General features: G+C 66.4%; 10 protein-coding genes and 3 rRNA genes. 6 read left to right on the top strand and 7 right to left on the bottom strand.

All coding sequences use genetic code 11. From position 1 onward, the window contains the following. Positions 1–84 precede the first annotated feature (84 nt). Positions 85–1,470: a DUF4032 domain-containing protein gene (locus JOE55_RS09590; RefSeq protein ID WP_204782757.1), complete on the top strand. Its 1,386-nt coding sequence runs from the start codon at positions 85–87 to the stop codon at positions 1,468–1,470. Positions 1,471–1,492: 22 nt separating this feature from the next. Here the strand turns inward: JOE55_RS09590 and JOE55_RS09585 are convergent, their stop codons facing one another. From JOE55_RS09585 to JOE55_RS09570, 4 genes are all read right to left on the bottom strand, one after another. After that, positions 1,493–2,101, bottom strand: a complete 609-nt coding sequence (locus JOE55_RS09585; protein WP_006215605.1) for a TetR/AcrR family transcriptional regulator — start codon at positions 2,099–2,101, stop codon at positions 1,493–1,495. Beyond that, positions 2,098–2,943 carry a ferritin family protein gene (locus JOE55_RS09580; RefSeq protein ID WP_204782756.1) on the bottom strand — a complete coding sequence of 282 codons (846 nt, stop codon included), beginning with the start codon at positions 2,941–2,943 and terminating at the stop codon, positions 2,098–2,100. Before JOE55_RS09580 ends, JOE55_RS09585 begins: the two co-directional genes overlap by 4 nt. A gap of 4 nt (positions 2,944–2,947) precedes the next feature. Further along, positions 2,948–5,188: an HAD-IB family hydrolase gene (locus JOE55_RS09575; RefSeq protein WP_204782755.1), complete on the bottom strand. Its 2,241-nt coding sequence runs from the start codon at positions 5,186–5,188 to the stop codon at positions 2,948–2,950. A gap of 175 nt (positions 5,189–5,363) precedes the next feature. Next, a complete protein-coding gene (locus tag JOE55_RS09570; RefSeq protein ID WP_204782754.1) occupies positions 5,364–6,257 on the bottom strand; it encodes a hypothetical protein in 894 nt (297 codons plus the stop codon). Positions 6,258–6,314: 57 nt separating this feature from the next. Between JOE55_RS09570 and JOE55_RS09565 the strand changes: the two genes are divergently transcribed. From JOE55_RS09565 to JOE55_RS09545, 5 genes are all read left to right on the top strand, one after another. Further along, entirely contained in the window at positions 6,315–7,157 is an 843-nt protein-coding gene (locus JOE55_RS09565) for an SDR family NAD(P)-dependent oxidoreductase (protein ID WP_006215609.1), read from the top strand. Further along, on the top strand, positions 7,154–8,110 hold the full coding sequence (locus JOE55_RS09560) for a lysophospholipid acyltransferase family protein (protein ID WP_204782753.1): 957 nt from the start codon (positions 7,154–7,156) through the stop codon (positions 8,108–8,110). Before JOE55_RS09565 ends, JOE55_RS09560 begins: the two co-directional genes overlap by 4 nt. A 99-nt stretch (positions 8,111–8,209) precedes the next feature. Continuing rightward, positions 8,210–9,937 carry an FAD-binding oxidoreductase gene (locus JOE55_RS09555; RefSeq protein WP_204782752.1) on the top strand — a complete coding sequence of 576 codons (1,728 nt, stop codon included), beginning with the start codon at positions 8,210–8,212 and terminating at the stop codon, positions 9,935–9,937. 199 nt (positions 9,938–10,136) lie between these two features. After that, on the top strand, positions 10,137–11,087 hold the full coding sequence (locus JOE55_RS09550) for an aldo/keto reductase (RefSeq protein WP_204782751.1): 951 nt from the start codon (positions 10,137–10,139) through the stop codon (positions 11,085–11,087). Between the two features lie 247 nt (positions 11,088–11,334). Next, complete coding sequence (locus JOE55_RS09545; RefSeq protein ID WP_204782750.1) at positions 11,335–12,813, top strand: phytoene desaturase family protein; 1,479 nt, start codon at positions 11,335–11,337, stop codon at positions 12,811–12,813. A 351-nt stretch (positions 12,814–13,164) separates the two neighbouring features. Here the strand turns inward: JOE55_RS09545 and rrf are convergent. The 3 genes from rrf to JOE55_RS09530 all read right to left on the bottom strand — a co-directional run bounded on the left by rrf (position 13,165) and on the right by JOE55_RS09530 (position 18,621). Beyond that, positions 13,165–13,281: ribosomal RNA gene (rrf, locus tag JOE55_RS09540) — 5S ribosomal RNA — on the bottom strand. Between the two features lie 182 nt (positions 13,282–13,463). Further along, positions 13,464–16,632 (bottom strand): 23S ribosomal RNA (locus JOE55_RS09535). 462 nt (positions 16,633–17,094) lie between these two features. Next, a 16S ribosomal RNA gene (locus tag JOE55_RS09530) occupies positions 17,095–18,621 on the bottom strand. Together the 16S, 23S and 5S rRNA genes form the textbook arrangement of a ribosomal RNA operon. Positions 18,622–18,793 lie beyond the last annotated feature (172 nt).

The raw sequence follows: 18,793 nt of genomic DNA, 5'->3' as shown, positions 1-18,793 counted from the left end.
ACGCGCGACACGCTCAGACCAGGTGATGTGCGCAGCGCCGGCGTCATCTCACCGGCTGCCGCTTGACCAGTAGGCTTTTGTCCCATGACGGAGTCCCCCACCGCCCCGCCCGAGACGCATCGCCACGGGCGCCGCGTATCCATCCAGACCGGCTTCCCCCAGCCCGAGCTGCTGGATCTGCCGTGGCAGGTACCGCTGGCCGAGTGGCCCGAGGACGTCCTGGTGGCCTACCCCCGGGGCATCTCCCGTCACGTCGTGCGCTTCGCCCGGGTGGGCGAGCGCGTCCTGGCCGCCAAGGAGACCACGGCCCGCAATGCCTCGCGGGAGTACGAGGTCCTGCGCCAACTGCGGCACATGGGCACGCCGTCGGTCGTGCCGGTCGCCGTGGTCACCGATCGACGTGCGCCGGACGGCACCGAGCTGCCTGCGGTGCTGCTCACGGAGCATCTGGCCTTCTCCCTGCCCTACCGGGTGCTGTTCTCGGACAATCCGGACGCCGAGATCGCGGACAAGCTCGTGGATGCCCTGGCGCTGCTGCTGGTCCAGCTGCACCTGGCCGGCTTCTACTGGGGGGACGCCTCCCTGTCGAACACCCTCTTCCTGCGCGACGCCGGGGCGTTCGCCGCCTACCTGGTGGATGCCGAGACCGGCGAGCTGCACCCCCGCCTGACCGACGGGCAGCGCCACTACGACCTGGAGCTGGCCACGACCAACGTGGCCGGGGAGCTCATGGACCTGCTGGCGGCCTTCGAGCAGGACCAGGACCCCGCAGACATCCATGAGGACCTGCGCGGCGACGATCAGATCGACCCCGAGGACCGCGGCACGCACTCCGGGCCCGGCTACGAGCCGGCGGCCGCCACCCAGGCGCTGTCGGTGCTGCCCGCGGAGGCCACGGCCTCAGTCCCGGTGGACCCTTTCACCACGGCGCGACGGCTCTCGGAGACCTACGACTCCTTGTGGGAGGAGCTCACCGGAGAGGAGCGCTTCCCTCACGAGCAGAAGTGGCGCGTGGCGGAGCGCGTGCAGCGCCTCCAGGACCTCGGCTTCGATGTGGAGGAGGCCTCCCTGGACACCGACGACGACGGCGTGGTGCGCCTGATCCCCCGCGTGGTCGAGCCGGGGCACCACACCCGGGAGCTGCTGAACCTGACCGGTCTGCACGCCCGGGAGAACCAGGCGCGGCGCATCCTCACGGACATCCGCCAGTTCGGCCGTGCCCTGTACCCGGGGCTTCCCGACGACATGACCGCCAGCCTGTGGAAGCAGGAGGTCTTCTCGCCCATGATGCAGGCGGTCCCCGCGGAGCTGCGCGCCAAGCGCGAGCCCGCCGAGATCGTCCACGAGGTGCTCGAGCACCGCTGGTTCATGTCCGAGCGGCAGAAGTCCGACGTCCCGACCGAGGTCGCCACGAAGGACTACCTGGAGTCGCAGCTGCGGCGCAGGCCCGATGAGCAGATGAGGCTCTGAGGCCTCCCGGATCCGCGGGTGCTCAGTCCTGTCCGAGCTGGCCCAGTAGCGCATCGCGCACCCGCTGCGCCCAGTCGGCGCCGAGCTCCCCTTCCCGCGCCAGACGCGCATAGGCGGAGCCCAGCACGAAGTCGATCACGACCTCCAGATCGAGATCGGAGCGCAGCCGCCCCGCCTCGACCTGCAGCTGCAGCAGCCGGTGCAGCTGCTCGATCCTGGGCCGCACCAGGTGCAATCGCAGGATCCGGGCCACCTCGGAGGTCGGCTGGGACAGCAGTGCGACTGCCGTGCCCGTCCCGAGATCGAGGACCAGCGATCGCACCGCGGCATCGAGAGCCTCGGTCCACTGGCGCTGGGTCCACTGCCCGTCCTGGGGGATCTCCAGGGGCCGCGGTGCGAGGCTGTCGCCGCTGCGCTCCAGGACGTCCTCGACCATGGCCTCGGTATTGGCGTAGCGGCGGTAGATCGAGGTCTTGGCCACCCCGGACTCGGCCGCGACCGATTCGATGGAGACCCGTCCCGGGCCCTCATGCACGAGCAGCGACAGGACTGCCGCGACGATCTTGCGATCCGTCGTGGCAGCGCGCCCCCGCGCCGGCCCTGCCGAGGCCTCCTGCCGCTGCGAGCTCATGCGACCTGCCGCTGGACAGACTCCGCCTCGCCGGGCCCGGCGGTCTCCTGATCTGCGGGCTCGGCATGCCCGATGACATTCTGGAACAGGGTGAGCCCCTCCATGCCCGGCAGGCGGGCGATGTTGGCGTCGAGCTTGCGCATCTCCGCACGCCCCTCCTCGCCCGCGAAGAGGTGGCCCATCACGTGGCGGACCTCCTCATCGCTCATCACGCCGGAGCCCACCGGGCGCCAGGCGCTGCGCAGCGCGAGCCGGGTGATGCGCTGGGCCTTGACGGAGTCACCCAGGCGCTGCCGGGCCTGCGTGGAGTAGAAGGCCACGTGGCGCGACTCCTGACGGGCGATGCGCACGAGCAGCTCCGAGAGCACGGGGTGCTTCTCGATCGCTGCCATCCGCTTGTAGGCCGCCACCGCCGAATACTCGTTCGCCGCTCCCCAGGTCATGTGCGTGGCCACGAAATCATGGCCGATCAGCGTGGACAGCAGCGACTGCTTCAGCGGCTTGAGCGCCTCCGCCCAGCCCAGCTTCACGCGCTTGGCCTTGATCTCGTCGTAGTCCACGACGATTCCGTGCAGCCCCAGCACCTCCGCCAGCGCCTCGCCGTGCCAGAACTCCTCGCGGTTCCACATGGTCATGAACGCGGAGACGTCCTCGTCGTGGTGCGACGGGGTGATCAGCAGATCGCGCAGGTAGCAGACGGTGTGGAACTCGACATCGCACATGTAGCGCAGCACCCGCAGCGACGACTCCGGCAGGGGGTCCCTGCGGAAGCTGTCCATGTCGAGGTCCTCCCACGCGACGCGGTGGGAGGTCTCGGCGAAGCGGTCGATGTCGAATGCCATGCGATCAGTGCCTCTTCCAGTCTTCGATCGGCCAGTGGGAGCGCTTGGCCAGGCGATACAGGGGGATGTCCGGATTCACGGCGGCCGGGTGCCCGACCAGACCGAGCCACGCCGCATCGGCCACGGAGTCGCCGTAGCCGAAGGAGCGGGACAGGTCCAGGCCGTGATCCTGCGCGTAGCGCTTGAGCCACTGGGCCCGGGCCTCATCGACCAGAGGCGGGGTGTCGAGGTAGCCGGTCAGCACGCCGGCACGCACACCCATCCGGGAGGCGACGACCTCGTCGAACAGATCCGCGACCGGTGAGACGAGCAACTCCGGGCTGCCCGTCACGAGCACCGTGCGGTGCCCTGCTGCGCGGTGCTCCTCGAGGCGGGCCAGGGCACCCGGGTTCAGCCGCTCGAGCATCTGCTCGCCCAGGGGGCCGTCGACCGCCTCGCGGATCGAGGACTCCGGGAGGCCTTCATAGCGGCGAAGGAACGAGCGCAGGAACTCGCCGCGATCGCGCCGCTCGGCCTTGAGATAGGTGGGCACGGTGCGCACCATGCCCAGGATGTCGCTCGGAATGCGCGACGGTGCGACCCTGCGCTGCACGGCCAGGTACTGGGAGACCACGGTCGAGTCGAGCACGGTGCCCTCGAGGTCGAACAGCGCCAGGACGTCGGTGCCCGGCTTGAGCTCCCGGCGCGGGCGCTCGGTGCGCTTTCGCCGGGCTGCCGAGGCCCGCGAGTACGCCTTGGTCATCTCCGTGAGGGCAGGCAGGTGGATCTGCTGCCAGTAGGTGCGCCACTCGATGTCGCGGGGGTCGAAGGACGAGTCCTCCGGCGCATCCTGCGGCCGCTGGGCGTTGAGCGCACGCGTGTTGGTGTCGTCGAAGATCATCTCGGTGCGCGTGTAGTTCTGGTAGAGATCCACGTAGGTGCGCAGCGAGCCCAGCCCGGACTGGGCCTTGTGCAGCTGATTCGCCCACTGCAGGGTGCGCTTGGTCGAGGGCAGCAGCTCGTTGAGCCGCCCGCCCAGATCGACCAGCCGCTCGCGCACGGCCAGGGAGCTCTCCACGCCGTTGTTGGCCGGGAACTTCCATTCCGGGACGACCACGGGCTTGCCGTCGGGTCCCTCGACCGGGTGCTCGAGGAAGTACTCGCGGACGTACTCGTACATCTTGTGGAACGGCAGCGGGTTCGAGGCGCCCGTGCAGATCTGGTAGTACCCGGCCCGGGAGCGCTCCCCCTCGGCCTCCCCTCGGTGGCCCTGCAGGGCGAGGGTCACGATCGCGTTGACCACGAAGTCCACCGGGGTCACGTCCAGCACGGAGTCCGGCAGGCCCGGGAACTCGGGCAGCGCGCCCTTGGCGTAGGCCATGATCAGCGGATCGGCGACCTTGTAGCCGTCGATCCAGCCCGGGAAGGGGTGGCGCAGGGAGGACTCGATGATGGCCGGGCGCACGACCGAGAGGCGGTGCCCGTCACCGGCCCACAGGTCCTCGGCCACGCGCTCGCCCATGGCCTTGGTGAAGGTGTAGACGTCGGTCCAGCCCAGCGACTGCGCGCGGGTGCGGCCCAGATCCACCAGGCGCTGGGTGATCCAGCCGGTGCGGCTGGCCTCCGCCGAGCCGGCCACCGACTTGGGGCCCTGCTTGCCCTCGGTGCGGGTCGCGGACTCCACGAACGCGTGCAGCTGCTCCGGGGTCCGAGAGGCCGCCTCGGCCTCGGCGCGCGAGGCGATCGCGTGGTCGAGCTCCAGGCGCCAGTCGACGTCGTGGTCCACGGCCGTCTCCGGGCGCAGGCCCTTGGCGATGCCGCCCACGTAGCAGGTCGAGACGTGGATGACGTGGGGGTCCTGGCCCGAGGCGCGCAGGGCCTCGTAGAGGCTCAGCGCACCGCCCACGTTGGTCTTGAAGGCGTCGTCGATCGGCGGATCGAACGAGACGGTCGAGGCCGAGTGGATCACGACGTCGAACGGCTCGCGGATCTCGCTCAGTGCGGAGAGATCGCCGGAGAGCACATCGGTGCGCTCCTCGAAGATCCGACGGGCCTCGTCGTCGCCGACGGCAGCGCGCCAGTTCTTGAAGACGGGCTTGCGGAAGAGCTGCCCGAGCCGGGTCTGTGCGGTGATCTCGCCCTTGGGTCGGATGACGGCGGTGACGTGCACGTCCGCTCCGGAGGAGAGCAGGCGCTCGAGGACCGCCTGGCCGAGGAAGCCGGTGGCTCCGGTCAGCAGCACGCGCTTGGTGGTGGTCTCGCTCAAGAGGACTCCTTGTGCAGGGGCGGCCTGTCGGCCGCCTCGAGGGGCGCGGCGCCTGCCGCGCGATGTCAGGGACGGGGCTTGGGAGCTACCAGTGTGCCGGACGACGGGGACGTCACAGGCACAGTCGCGGGCCTCGTGATGGGCATCTCAGCTCGGCACGCAGGCCGCCGAGGGCTCACCGGCCGCTGCGCAGCGCCGCCGCCAGCGGCTCGGGCCCGCGCAGGCCGGGGAGGGAGTGGACCGGGGCATCGGCCCGGCTGCTCAGCTGCCGGCGCTCGCGCACCCCCGGGGCCAGGACCTCGAGGGCGCGTCGAGCCCGGCGGGCCGACATCCGCGGCGCCACCAGCGGCGAGTAGCCGATTCCGAGCGCGCGCCTGGCGGGCGCTGCGGCCGAGGCGTCTGCCAGCAGCCGGGTCCGGGCCTCCTCGCGGAAGAACGCGATGTAGTCGTCGGTGCGCTCGAGGGACTCCCGGCACAGCCGGTCGATGACCGGGTGATCGGCCACCTCGCCCAGGCGCTGCAGCAGTGCTGCCGCCGTGGACTCCCGGGACAGCTCGCGGGCCATCTGCCCTGCCACGATCCGCTCGCCGCGCAGGTTCGTCCACACGGAGTCGGTCATCGGATAGACGTGGTCCAGGAGCCGACCCAGGCGGCCGCGGAGGTCGTCGTCCGGCTCGACCTCGGGCGGAGTGGGGGCTCCGTGGGCACGCAGCACGCGCTTGAGGGCATCGGCGATCCAGAACTTCTCGTAGGCCCAGGTGGTCAGGAAGGCGTCGATCCGAGCCTCCTTGGAGGTCCACCCGGCGAACAGGTCGCGCAGCCGGCCGGTGGTCGAGCGCTGCAGGTCCCACAGGTGGCGCACGGCTTCCAGGACGTCGTCATCCAGTCGACGCTGCTCGAACTCCTCCAGCCCGAGATCCGAGGAGAAGGCTCCGCGCTCGCGCCGGAAGAACTCCCGCACGGAGAAGTCCGTGGACAGGACCCCCTGCTGCCCGGGGGTGCTGTAGAGCCTGCCGGAACGGTGCTGGGCCAGGTATCCGAGCGGGGGCTGGGCTGCGGCTGCTGCCAAGGGGACTGCCTCGTCTCTTCTGAATCGCTACGCTCACCGTAGTGTAGCCTGTCCACCATGATGACTGCTCTGATCACCGGCGGAACCTCCGGCATCGGATCTGCGTTCGCGGAGGCGCTGGCGCGCCGCGGATTCAGCCTCGTCCTGGTCGCCCGCGGCGCCGAGCGCCTCGAGTCCACCGCCTCGCGGCTGAGCGCGGAGTACGCGGTCGAGGTCGAGACCCTCGAGGCCGATCTCAGCGACGCCGACGACGTCGCCCGCGTCGCCGAGCGCATCGAGGACCCGCGCGCACCGATCGACATGCTGGTCAACAACGCCGGCTTCTCGGTCAAGCGCACCTACCAGGCCGAGGGCCTGGACCTGCACCACCGCGGCATCGACGTCATGGCCAAGGCCGTCCTGGATCTCTCCTCGGCCGCCGCCCGCGCCATGACCGCCCGCGGCGAGGGGTGGATCCTCAACGTCTCCTCGACCTCCGGCGAGGTCACCATGGGCCCCTACTCCGCGCTCAAGGCCTGGTGCACCACCTACACCGAGTCCCTGGCCGTGGAGCTGGAGGGCACGGGCGTGCGCGTGATGGCGCTGCTGCCCGGCTGGGTGCGCACCGAGTTCCACGCCCGGGCGGGCATCAGCGGCTCCTCCATACCCGACTTCCTCTGGCTGCAGGCCGACGACCTGGTCGAGGAGGCCCTCAAGGACCTGGCCCGCGGCCGCGTGGTGTCGATCCCCACGCTGCGCTACAAGGCGATCATGCTCGGAGCCAAGCTCGCCCCGCGCGCTGTGGTGCGCAAGTGCTCGGGCATGCTGATGGGCTCTCGCGCCAATGAGACTCCGCTGGCCGAGCCCGCGGCCTCCGGCTCCACCTCCCGACGCCGCGCTGGACAGGGGAAGCACGCATGAGCACTCAGGACCACGACCGGCGCGCATCAGAGTCCGAGGCAGGCCAGGCGGCCGAGGAGCCGCAGCATCCCGCCGAGGCCGGGCAGCGCAGCACCCCGTGGGGCGCCGCGCAGGAGCGCGCCAGCCGGGAGGCGCGCGAGCTGCGCCAGCGCCTGGACGGCTGGACGCATCCGGAGCACGAGCCGGTCCTGGAGAGCATCGACTCCCACGGTCAGCGCGAGGAGCGCAGCGACCCCGATCCCGTGGCTCCCCCGGCGGCCTCGGCGCACATCAGCCTCGCCGACTTCACCGGGCAGTCCCGTCGGCGGGCGCGCACGATCGCGCAGACCATCTTCTTCCGGGGTCTGGTCGACCGTGTGGTCCGTCGTCGAGTGGTGCGCGCCCCGGGAGCGGAGCAGCTGAGCGGCGGGTGCGTGGTGGTGTGCAACCACTCGAGCCACCTCGACGCCCCCATGATCATGAGCTCGCTGCCGCCCAACCTGCGCCACGAGGTCGCCACCGGCGTGGCAGCCGACTACTTCTTCACCGCCTGGCACAAGCGGCTGTTCACGCAGCTGGTCTTCAACGCATTCCCCGTCGACCGCAAGGGCAGCGGGGCCAACCGCGGGCTGACCAAGAAGCTGATCGCCGCCGGGATCCCCGTGCTGATCTTCCCCGAGGGCACCCGCTCCAAGGACGGGCGCATGCGCGACTTCAAGATGGGCGCGGCCGCGCTGTCCCAGTCCCTCGAGGTCCCCGTCCTGCCGGTCGCCCTGATCGGCGCCCACGAGGCCATGCCCAAGGGCTCCTCGTGGCCGCGCTGGGGCCGCCCGCCGGTCGTCGTGGCCCTGGGCGAGCCCATGCGGCACCGCCCGAACGAGTCCGTTCCGTCGTTCAACGAGCGGATCCAGGCCACGGTCCGGTCGCTGTACGCGCAGAACCGGCCCCTGATCGACGATCCCGACGCCGCCTGAGCCCGGCAGCAGGGCCCGCCGCGCGCCGCCCCTGACGGACGCGGCAGCGCCCGACGGAGGATGATAGGCACCACACGAGCAGAAGGAGCACGAGCAGCGATGCCGAACGTCAAGCACATGAAGTGGTGGGGCTGGGGAGAAGAGGGCGTCTTCTTCAACTGGCAGAACAAGCCGGCCTTCGCCCCGATCGTGCGCCGGGCCGTGGGCGTCGACCTTCGCCCGCGCGAGGTCGACACGGTCGACTTCGCCACCGCCCGGGTCCCCGAGTCCCGCCTGCCGGACGATCTGCGCTCCGAGCTCATCGCGATCCTCGGCGCCGAGCACACGGTGACCGACGACCACGACCGCGTCGTGCACTGGGCCGGCAAGGCCGTCATGGACATCGTCAAGACGCTGCAGAACCGCTTCGAGCGCCTGCCCGACGTCGTCGTCTACCCGGCGGACGAGCAGCAGGTCGCCGCGGTGACCCGACTGGCCGTCGAGCGCGACCTGGTGCTGATCCCGTTCGGCGGAGGCACCAGCATCTCGCGCAGCCTGCAGCCCCGCCCGGAGGAGACCCGGACGGTCGTCTCCGTGGACCTGGGCCGCATGAACAGGGTCCTCGAGATCGACGAGACCTCCTGCATCGCCCGCATCCAGGCCGGCACGCTGGGCCCGGACATGGAGGAGCAGCTCAACGCCCGCGGCTGGACCCTGGGCCACTTCCCGGACTCCTTCACCCACTCGACCGTCGGCGGCTGGGCGGCCACGCGCTCGTCGGGCATGCAGTCGGACAAGTACGGCGACATCGCGGACATCATCCGCGGCATGGACGTCGTGCGCCCCGGCGGCACCGTGCGGCTGCGCCCGCTGCCCTCCACCTCGACCGGGCCGTCCCTGCGGGAGATGTTCATCGGCTCCGAGGGCCGGCTGGGCATCATCACCGAGCTGTGGGTCCAGGTCCACCGCATCGCCCCCGAGCGCCAGGTCATCGCCTACATGTTCCCCACGTGGGAGCAGGGGCTGACCGGGATCCGGCAGATCAAGGAGGCGGAGATCCCCACGACCTTCGCCCGCATCTCGGATGCCGGCGAGACCGAGTTCTCCCTGGCCACGCAGAAGGCGCCCACCTCCCGGAAGTCGGAGATCGCCGCCAAGGGCCAGGAGGCGCTGTGGGCGTTCATGCGCAAGCGCGGCTGGGACACCCAGGCCATGTGCATCGCCTACGTCTGCTTCGAGGGCGCCAAGGCGGACGTCGCCCGCCACCGCAAGGCGGTCGCCGGCATCGCCAAGTCGAACGGCGCGATCGTGCTGGGCTCCGGACCCGGAGCGCTCTACGACCAGAAGAAGTTCGACACCCCGTACCTGCGCGACTTCCTGCTCGAGCAGCAGATCATCGGCGACGTCTCCGAGACGGCCGCGCCCTGGTCGCGGCTGATCTCGGTGCACAAGGCCGCATACCAGGCCGCCCAGTCCGCCTTCGACGAGCTCGGCGTCAAGGGCTGGATCATGAGCCACATGTCGCACTCGTACCACACGGGGGCCTGCCTCTACTTCACGTTCGCGTTCCCCTTCACCGACGAGAACGTCGACTACGAGTACGCCCTGGTCAAGACGCGGATCCAGCAGGCCTTCATCGACGCCGGCGGCACTCTGTCGCATCACCACGGCGTCGGTGCGGAGCACAGCCCCTGGATGGACCAGGACGTCTCCGAAGAGGGCGTCGAGGTCCTGCGCGGGCTGTTCCGCTCGGCCGATCCCGGCGAGAACTTCAACCCCGGCAAGGTCATCGACTCCCCCGACACCCAGACCCGGGTGCTGGAGCAGCACCGTCAGCAGCAGGGCTGAGCCTCCTGATCGGCTCGCACGGCCCCCGTCGGCAGGCTCTGCCGACGGGGGCCGTTCTGCGTCCGGGCCGCAGCCTCCTCCCGTCGCCGCCGCGCCGCCATCGGAATAAGCCCCGGGCCCTGAGGTGCTGAGACGGGTGGAACCTCTTTCGGGCCCTCGAAGAATCCTGCGGCCCGGATCCTCGATCAAGGAGCACCCCATGGCAGCATCCGCACGCATCCCCGGCATCGACACGCAGTTCCTCCCGCTGAACCTCGGCGGCAACACCTTCGGCTGGACGTCGGACGAGCAGACCTCCTTCGAGGTCCTGGACGGCTTCGTCGCGGCCGGCGGCACCTTCATCGACACCGCAGACATGTACTCGGTCTGGGCCGACGGCCACACCGGCGGCGAGTCCGAGACCGTCCTGGGCCGCTGGCTGGCCGCCCGCGGCAACCGCGAGGACATGCTGATCGCGACCAAGACCGGTCGGCACCCGGAGTTCACCGGCCTGGCCGACGAGACCGTCAAGGCCTCCCTCGAGGCCTCCCTGCAGCGGCTGCAGACCGACCGGATCGACCTGTACTACGCGCACTACGACGACGAGGCGATCGCGATCGCCGACCAGGTCCGCACCTTCCACGATCTCGTGCAGTCCGGCAAGGTCACGGCCTACGGGCTGTCCAACTACTCGCCGCAGCGCATGCGCGAGTTCTTCGAGACCGCCCGCCGCGAGGGCCTCACCGCCCCGGTGGCGATCCAGCCGCAGTACAGCCTGGTCTTCCGCAGGGAGTACGAGCAGGACTACTCCCCCATCGCCCGGGAGTACGGCGCGGCCGTGTTCCCGTACTTCTCGCTGGCCGCGGGCTTCCTCACCGGCAAGTACCGCACGAAGGCCGATCTCGAGGGTGCCCAGCGCGGCGGGATGGCCGAAGGCTACTTCTCCGAGGACGGCCTGCGCGTGGTCGAGGCCGTGGAGCGCATCGCCGCTGCTCGCGGCGTCGAGATGCCCACCGTGGCCCTGGCCTGGCTGCTGGCCCGCGGCATCACCGCCCCGATCGCCTCGGCCTCCCGGGTCGAGCAGCTCCCGGCGCTGATCGCAGCCGCCGAGCTCGAGCTCACGGATGCGGAGGTCACGGCGCTGAACGAGGCCTCCCAGCCCTTCGCCTGATCCCCACCCCTGACCCGCTCCTCGTCCGCGCGGCGTCGGAGCAGGTCAGGGGCTCCAGCACCCTGCACCGACGGCCGGGTGCCGGGCGCGCCCTCACCGGCAGCGATCGGCACCCGGCCGTCGGCATCTCGCCCTCGCGCTGCGCGCTCATCGGGCTTTCATTCCGGTGGGCCATAGTCGAGGGACATCGCGGTCCAGGGACAGCAGGTCCCGCGCATCCTGCGGATCGCCACCGGAGGTGAGAGGCATGACCGCCCATCGGCACAGCAGCAACGCTGCGCCGCGCGCCGTTGTCGTGGGCTCGGGGCCCAACGGCCTCACGGCCGCCGCACTGCTCGCCCGTGAGAGCTGGGAGGTCGACGTCTACGAGGGCGGCGAGCATCCCGGCGGCGCGGCGGTCTCCGCCCCGCTGCTCGGCGAGGGCACGATCGTTGATCTGGGCGCCGCCGGGCACCCCTTCGGCGTCGCCAGCCCGGTGTTCCGGGACCTGCGCCTGGAGCAGCACGGCCTTCAGTGGGTCCGCAGCGCCTATCCCATGGCGCATCCGGCTGAAGGCGCTCCGGCCGCGCTGCTCCACCAGGACCTCGCCTCCACGGCTGAGGGCCTGGGACGCGACGCCCGCGCCTGGCGCGCTCTGCACGCCCCCGTCGTCGAGGGCCTCGACGCCCACCTGAAGAACATCCTGGGGCCCATGCTGCGCTGGCCGAAGCACCCGCTGGCTATGGCGCGCTTCGGGCTGCGCTCTGCGCCCCCTGCCGCTGCGATGGCACGCGCGCTGTTCCGCGACGACGCCGCGCGCACCCTCTTCCTGGGCTCGGCCGCTCATGCGATCACGCCGCTGGGACAGCCGCTCACCGGTGCGTTCGGGACCCTGTTCGGGGCGCTGGGCATGACGCGCGGCTGGCCGGTGGCACGCGGAGGCACCGGCTCGATCGTCGCGGCGCTGCTCAGCGTTCTGGAAGCGCACGGCGGCCGCGTGCATACCGGTCACTGGGTCACCGATCTGCGCGAGCTGCCGCAGTCCGATGCCGTCCTGTTGAACCTCACGCCCTCGCAGGTGCTGCGCCTGAGCGGGCCGGGCGCCGAGGAGATCCCGCCGCGTGTGCGGAATCAGCTGGGCCGGTGGCGCTACGGGGCGGCCGCCCACAAGGTCGACTTCCTCCTCGACGGGCCAGTGCCGTGGAGCGATCCGCGCGTCGCGGAGGCCACCACCGTCCACGTCGCGGGCACCGCTCAGGAGCTGGTGCGCGCGGAGTCCGAGGTCTTCCGGGAACGGCTACCAGAACGACCGTTCGTATTGGTGTGCCAGCAGCAGGCGGCCGATCCGTCGCGCGCGCACGGCCCAGCCGAGGGACGCGTGGTCCTGTGGGCCTATGCCCATGTGCCGGCGGGATACGTGGAGCGGCGCCCCGGTGAGGTCGCCGAGCGCATCGCGTCCCAGATCGAGCGCTTCGCCCCCGGGTTCCGCGACCGCATCCTCGAACGCCGCAGCACGCACCCCGCAGCCCTCGAGCGGTGGAACCCCAACCTCATCGGCGGCGACGTGGCCGGCGGTGCCATGACGGGACTGCAGTCGGTGCTGCGACCGCGCCCGAGCCTCGACCCGTATCGGCTCGCACCGCGGGGACTGTACCTGGCCTCCTCCTCCGCCCCTCCGGGTGCCGGCGTCCACGGCATGCCAGGCGCCTGGGCCGCCCGCGCGGCCATGGCGGATCTCGCACTCTGACCTGCTGCCCTTCCGCCTACATCGCTAGTGAGCCCGAAGAGCCGGCAGACAGAGCCAGGAGGGGCTCTGCAGTGATAACCGCCCTCTCCCTTTGCGCGAGTGGATCCCCAGTTGCGTTGAGGACCCCCATAGCGCAATCAACTATCCACTCGGCGCGGGGAGGAAGAGCCCCGTAGGCCGAGTGGATCCCCAATTGCGCTAAAGGCCCTCATAGTGCAACCAGGTATCCACTCAGCAGGAGGGGGCAAAAAGCATCTGGGCATGCGAAAAGAGGCCGACCGCGACTCGACCCATCCTCACCCTCACGGTGAAGACGAGGAGTCAGCGATCAGCCTCTCTCCGTACAAATAATTGCGGCGGCGACCTACTCTCCCACACCCATCAGAGTGCAGTACCATCGGCGCTGTGAGCCTTAGCTTCCGGGTTCGGGATGGGACCGGGCGTTTCCCTCACGCTATAACCACCGCAAACCTGCCACCACCACACACCGCAGTGCGCGTGGAAACCTGTTCACGAACCTACCACCCACCACCGCCAACCCCGCTAACGGGAACCAGATGGTTGTGGGACAGTGTTGTTCCAAAACCGTACAGTGGACGCGAAACACGCTGCTATTCACACCCCCAAAAGGGCTGCAAGACATGTTGTGTGTGTGAAGATCATCGGCTTATTAGTACTGGTCAGCTCCACGAGTCGTCAGTCCTCGCTACCACATCCAGCCTATCAACCCAGTAGTCTCCTGGGAGCCTCACCCCCACAAAGGAGGAAGGAAATCTCATCTCGAAGCAAGCTTCCCGCTTAGATGCTTTCAGCGGTTATCTCTCCCGAACGTAGCCAATCAGCCATGCACCTGGCGGTACAACTGACATACCAGAGGTTCGTCCGTCCCGGTCCTCTCGTACTAAGGACAGACCTTCTCAAATTTCCAACGCGCGCAGCGGATAGGGACCGAACTGTCTCACGACGTTCTGAACCCAGCTCGCGTGCCGCTTTAATGGGCGAACAGCCCAACCCTTGGGACCAACTCCAGCCCCAGGATGCGACGAGCCGACATCGAGGTGCCAAACCATGCCGTCGATATGGACTCTTGGGCAAGATCAGCCTGTTATCCCCGAGGTACCTTTTATCCGTTGAGCGACGGCCATTCCACAATGTACCGCCGGATCACTAGTCCCGACTTTCGTCCCTGCTCGAGCCGTCACTCTCACAGTCAAGCTCCCTTGTGCACTTGCACTCAACACCTGATTGCCAACCAGGCTGAGGGAACCTTTGGGCGCCTCCGTTACTCTTTAGGAGGCAACCGCCCCAGTTAAACTACCCATCAGGCACTGTCCCTGACCCGGATCACGGGCCGAAGTTAGATATCCAGAGCGACCAGAGTGGTATTTCAACAACGACTCCACGAACACTGGCGTGTCCGCTTCACAGTCTCCCACCTATCCTACACAAGCCGCACCGAACACCAATACCAAACTATAGTAAAGGTCTCGGGGTCTTTCCGTCCTGCTGCGCGTAACGAGCATCTTTACTCGTACTGCAATTTCGCCGAGTTCATGGTTGAGACAGCGGGGAAGTCGTTACTCCATTCGTGCAGGTCGGAACTTACCCGACAAGGAATTTCGCTACCTTAGGATGGTTATAGTTACCACCGCCGTTTACTGGGGCTTAAATTCTCCGCTTCGACTTGCGTCTAACAGGTCCTCTTAACCTTCCAGCACCGGGCAGGAGTCAGTCCGTATACATCGTCTTACGACTTCGCACGGACCTGTGTTTTTGATAAACAGTCGCTTCCCCCTGGTCTCTGCGACCCTTACCCCCTCCACACCGCAAGGGCATGTCAGGGTCCGGGCCCCCCTTCTCCCGAAGTTACGGGGGCATTTTGCCGAGTTCCTTAACCATGATTCTCTCGAACGCCTTAGTATTCTCTACCTGATCACCTGTGTCGGTTTGGGGTACGGGCGGCTAGAACCTCACGTCGATGCTTTTCTCGGCAGCATAGGATCACCGAATCCCCCACCAAAGGGGTCCCATCACGTCTCAAGCTATATGAGCCACGGATTTACCAATGACTCGCCCTACACGCTTAGACCAGGACTACCATCGCCTGGCTCGGCTACCTTCCTGCGTCACACCTGTTAACACGCTTACCTCCCTGGATCAGGTCCCACGCATCCCACCACAACCACACACCACAAAGTGGCGCATGAGAAACGGGTGGAACCGGTGGTTAGTATCCCCAGTTCAGTATGGGCGGTTCTTCGCCGGTACGGGAATATCAACCCGTTGTCCATCGACTACGCCTGTCGGCCTCGCCTTAGGTCCCGACTCACCCGGGGCAGATTAGCTTGACCCCGGAACCCTTGATCATTCGGCGGACGGGTTTCTCACCCGTCATTCGCTACTCATGCCTGCATTCTCACTCGAACAGGCTCCACCACTCGGTCACCCGGCAGCTTCACCACCCGCTCGACGCTCCCCTACCCAACACACACAAAACCATTACAGTCACCACACAGCACCCGAACCACAACACCAAAGGTGTCCCGGCCACGAGTGGTGCACGGAAATGTGCATTGCCACGACTTCGGCGGTGTACTTGAGCCCCGCTACATTATCGGCGCGGAATCACTTGACCAGTGAGCTATTACGCACTCTTTCAAGGATGGCTGCTTCTAAGCCAACCTCCTGGTTGTCTGAGCAACTCCACATCCTTTCCCACTTAGCACACGCTTAGGGGCCTTAGTCGGTGGTCTGGGCTGTTTCCCTTTCGACTATGAAGCTTATCCCCCACAGTCTCACTGCCGTGCTCTCACTTACCAGCATTCGGAGTTTGGTTGACGTCAGTAACCCGTTGGGGCCCATCAGCCATCCAGTAGCTCTACCTCTGGCAAGAAACACACGACGCTGCACCTAAATGCATTTCGGGGAGAACCAGCTATCACGAAGTTTGATTGGCCTTTCACCCCTACCCACAGCTCATCCCCTCCATTTTCAACTGAAGTGGGTTCGGTCCTCCACGCGCTCTTACACGCGCTTCAACCTGGCCATGGGTAGATCACTTCGCTTCGGGTCTAGATCACGCCACTCAACGCCCTATTCAGACTCGCTTTCGCTACGACTACCCCACACGGGTTAACCTCGCGACATGACACTAACTCGCAGGCTCATTCTTCAAAAGGCACGCCGTCACCCCAAAAGGCTCCGACGGCTTGTAGGCACACGGTTTCAGGTACTATTTCACTCCCCTCCCGGGGTGCTTTTCACCTTTCCCTCACGGTACTGGTCCGCTATCGGTCATCAGGTAGTATTCAGGCTTACCAGGTGGTCCTGGCAGATTCACACGAAGTTTCACGGGCTCCGTGCTACTCGGGAAACACCACGCGCGGCAGCAATGATTTCGTCTACGGGACTCACACCCTCTACGGCACACCACTCAAGATGATTCGACTATCACGCTGCACTCACACGACCCAGCCGGCAGACCGGGCACTGATGCTCCCACAACCCCGCCCATGCAACCCCTGCCGGGTATCACACACAGACGGTTTAGCCACTTCCGCTTTCGCTCGCCACTACTCACGGAATCACTGTTGTTTTCTCTTCCTGCGGGTACTGAGATGTTTCACTTCCCCGCGTTCCCCCCTGCACCCTATGTATTCAGATACAGGTCATCGCCCTCACAGACGACGGGGTTTCCCCATTCGGAAATCCTCGGATCACAGCCCGCTTATCGGCTCCCCGAGGCATATCGCAGATTGCCACGTCCTTCATCGGCTCCTGATGCCAAGGCATCCACCGTGCGCCCTTAGTAATCTTCAAACAGACACACAAAAATATTCTCACATAAAGAATAAGATGCTCGCGTCCACTATACAGTTCTCAAACAACACCAGCCGCCCCCCTCACCACACACACCGTGCGCAACTACCTGAAGCAAGCCACAGAACACACACCCAACCACCACACCCCCACCCACAAAGGGACAGGGACCACGGTGACGGGGCCTGTTGTTCCAGGACCCGACAGTGCACCAAACCACCAACCGTCAACAGCACCCACGCACCAAGCAAGCACGCAGACACCAGACAGTGATCAGACACCCACCACAACCCGAAGGTCGCACCGGCTGCCTCGTCCGCTGATATTCCACCCATGAGCACGAACCCACCACCCAGCCCTCGAAACGGGCCAGGTGCAGCGGGTCTCACCAAAACAACCCCCACACCAAGTAAGCGGTGTGCGGGCGGGCCGCCACACGGCGACCAAAGTGAAGCTCCTTAGAAAGGAGGTGATCCAGCCGCACCTTCCGGTACGGCTACCTTGTTACGACTTAGTCCCAATCGCCAGTCCCACCTTCGACGGCTCCCTCCACAAGGGTTGGGCCACCGGCTTCGGGTGTTACCGACTTTCGTGACTTGACGGGCGGTGTGTACAAGGCCCGGGAACGTATTCACCGCAGCGTTGCTGATCTGCGATTACTAGCGACTCCGACTTCATGAGGTCGAGTTGCAGACCTCAATCCGAACTGAGACCGGCTTTTTGGGATTAGCTCCACCTCACAGTATCGCAACCCTTTGTACCGGCCATTGTAGCATGCGTGAAGCCCAAGACATAAGGGGCATGATGATTTGACGTCATCCCCACCTTCCTCCGAGTTGACCCCGGCAGTCTCCCATGAGTCCCCACCATCACGTGCTGGCAACATGGAACGAGGGTTGCGCTCGTTGCGGGACTTAACCCAACATCTCACGACACGAGCTGACGACAACCATGCACCACCTGTATACCGACCCCAAAGGGGAAGAACCATCTCTGGAACGATCCGGTATATGTCAAGCCTTGGTAAGGTTCTTCGCGTTGCATCGAATTAATCCGCATGCTCCGCCGCTTGTGCGGGCCCCCGTCAATTCCTTTGAGTTTTAGCCTTGCGGCCGTACTCCCCAGGCGGGGCACTTAATGCGTTAGCTACGGCGCGGAAAACGTGGAATGTCCCCCACACCTAGTGCCCAACGTTTACGGCATGGACTACCAGGGTATCTAATCCTGTTCGCTCCCCATGCTTTCGCTCCTCAGCGTCAGTAACAGCCCAGAGACCTGCCTTCGCCATCGGTGTTCCTCCTGATATCTGCGCATTCCACCGCTACACCAGGAATTCCAGTCTCCCCTACTGCACTCTAGTCTGCCCGTACCCACTGCACACCCGGGGTTAAGCCCCGGGCTTTCACAGCAGACGCGACAAACCGCCTACGAGCTCTTTACGCCCAATAATTCCGGACAACGCTTGCGCCCTACGTATTACCGCGGCTGCTGGCACGTAGTTAGCCGGCGCTTCTTCTGCAGGTACCGTCACTTGTGGCTTCTTCCCTGCTGAAAGAGGTTTACAACCCGAAGGCCGTCATCCCTCACGCGGCGTCGCTGCATCAGGCTTTCGCCCATTGTGCAATATTCCCCACTGCTGCCTCCCGTAGGAGTCTGGGCCGTGTCTCAGTCCCAGTGTGGCCGGTCACCCTCTCAGGCCGGCTACCCGTCGTCGCCTTGGTGAGCCATTACCTCACCAACAAGCTGATAGGCCGTGAGCCCATCCAAGACCAGTAAACCCTTTCCACACACCACCATGCGGTGACATGTAGCATCCAGTATTAGACCCAGTTTCCCGGGCTTATCCCAGAGTCAAGGGCAGGTTACTCACGTATTACTCACCCGTTCGCCACTCATCCACACCAGCAAGCTGGTGCTTCAGCGTTCGACTTGCATGTGTTAAGCACGCCGCCAGCGTTCGTCCTGAGCCAGGATCAAACTCTCCGTTGAAAAACGAAAAACCATACCTGGCTGGAATCAAAATAAGATCGCCAGCACGTCACGGGAACGAGACGCACTGACGCATCAGCTGATCCAACCAAACAAAAAATTGCTTGAACTGGTATCAACAGACAATTTGGCACACTATCGAGTTCTCAAACAACAGACGATCAACCAGCCC

The organism is Kocuria palustris (assembly GCF_016907795.1).
Lineage (GTDB): Bacteria > Actinomycetota > Actinomycetes > Actinomycetales > Micrococcaceae > Kocuria > Kocuria palustris.
This window is presented reverse-complemented; position numbering and strand designations above follow the sequence as displayed.